This is a genomic window from Rhodoferax sp. UBA5149 (assembly GCF_002413825.1).
GTDB lineage: Bacteria > Pseudomonadota > Gammaproteobacteria > Burkholderiales > Burkholderiaceae_C > Rhodoferax.
On the sequence record NZ_DHXT01000112.1, the window covers coordinates 1 to 1,505 of the forward strand.

Below are 1,505 nucleotides of genomic sequence, written 5' to 3' on the forward strand. Positions count from 1 at the left end.
ACTTGCGTGTTGATGTACTAGCGACCGAAGCGGGCGCTCAAAGTGGCCTTGGCGATGGTATTGCCGTTGACCATGAAGCCGGTCAGCGAGGCCGTGGCGTTGCTGGGCAACTCCAGCTTCTCCACTTTCAGGGCGTACACCGTCACGTTGTAGCGGTGCGGCGGATCGCCCGCGGGTGGGCACGGGCCGCCCCAGCCGGGGGTGCCAAAGTCGGTCGCAATCTGCTGCGCGCCAGTGGGCAACAGCTTGCCGTCGGCAGTACCGGCGCCTTGCGCCAATGAGGTCGTTGTTGCGGGAAGATTCACCACCACCCAGTGCCAGAAGCCGGCGCCGCCGGTGGGCGCGTCGGGGTCGTGCACCATCACGGCAAAGCTCTTGGTGTCGGCCGGGGCGTTCTTCCAGCTCAAAGCGGGTGAGATGTTTTGCCCGGTGCAGCCAAAGCCGTTGAAGACAAAGCGCTGGCCAATGGGTTGACCCGCCGCAATGTCGGGGCTGGAGAGCTCGAAACTCTGCGCGTTGGCCACGCCGCCGGTGACGGCCAGCGCGGTGAGGGAAGAAATCAAAGTACGTTTCATGCCAACTCCTTGTAAAAAATAGGCCTCCAGCCTGCGCAAATACTGCCTGCGCAACGCCACAGCGGCAGCTTTCAAACACGCCGCCGGGTTCACACATTTTTGCCCTCAAGATGAAAATGCGCAAGGGCCTGGCGCCTGCGCGCCGGACGGGCCGCGCGTCTTGGTAGACTTGCCTGTGCCAAACAAGACGCCAGCCCCCGACTAACATGCGCAAGCAGCTATGAAAATGATAGTAATTGATGCCTCGCACCGGTCCGCTGGTCAACCCACTTCCTGCGATTGAGACGCTGCGCCATGTACGCCATCTTTCACCTGCAAACGACCGGCGGAACCTGGTACTGGTCCGTGCACTTTTCACGGTCTGGCAAGTATCACGCGCGGACCTTTCCGGAACTGAAATACGGCGGTTCAGACAAGGCCTTGAAGGCCGCCACCGCGTGGCGTGACGAGCAGCTGGCCAAGGTGCCGGCGCTGACCGTCGCGGAGTTCTGCCAGCACAAGCGCTCCAACAATACCAGTGGCGTTCCTGGCGTGCACTTTCTCAGACCGCCGGTGCAGCCAGAGGGGATCTGGCAAGCCAAGCTGACGCTGGACGGCGGCCGGTACACCAGCAAAACATTTTCCGTGGCGAAGTTCGGCTACCAAAAGGCCTACGAGCTGGCGGTGGCCGCGCGCACCGAGATGCTGATCGTCGCCAAGGACAAGCCCTATCTCTACCATCCGATTGCCAAGCGACTCGCACCCAAACCGAAAAAATAGAGCGCAGCGCGCCGACCCTCACATGGCCTTGAACAAGTGGCTATAGAGTCGGCTCACCACGAATTTATCTTTTAGCCCGCGCAGGCTCAAACCGGTCTTGCCGACCTCGTCGCGCGTGACCGACTCAATGGCCTGCGCCCGCACCAGCGTGCCCCGGTGGATTTGCCAGAA

3 protein-coding genes are annotated in these 1,505 nt (G+C 61.7%); 1 reads left to right on the forward strand and 2 read right to left on the reverse strand.

What is annotated here, in order from left to right; translation table 11 throughout:
- Positions 1–17: 17 nt before the first annotated feature.
- On the reverse strand, positions 18–575 hold the full coding sequence (locus B3V69_RS10145) for a YbhB/YbcL family Raf kinase inhibitor-like protein (RefSeq protein ID WP_296446197.1): 558 nt from the start codon (positions 573–575) through the stop codon (positions 18–20).
- Between the two features lie 294 nt (positions 576–869).
- Here B3V69_RS10145 and B3V69_RS10150 point away from each other — a divergent pair, with 294 nt between their 5' ends.
- Complete coding sequence (locus B3V69_RS10150; RefSeq protein WP_296446198.1) at positions 870–1,334, forward strand: AP2/ERF family transcription factor; 465 nt, start codon at positions 870–872, stop codon at positions 1,332–1,334.
- An 18-nt stretch (positions 1,335–1,352) separates the two neighbouring features.
- Here the strand turns inward: B3V69_RS10150 and B3V69_RS10155 are convergent, their stop codons facing one another.
- Complete coding sequence (locus B3V69_RS10155; protein WP_414707508.1) at positions 1,353–1,478, reverse strand: hypothetical protein; 126 nt, start codon at positions 1,476–1,478, stop codon at positions 1,353–1,355.
- Between the last annotated feature and the right edge of the window lie 27 nt (positions 1,479–1,505).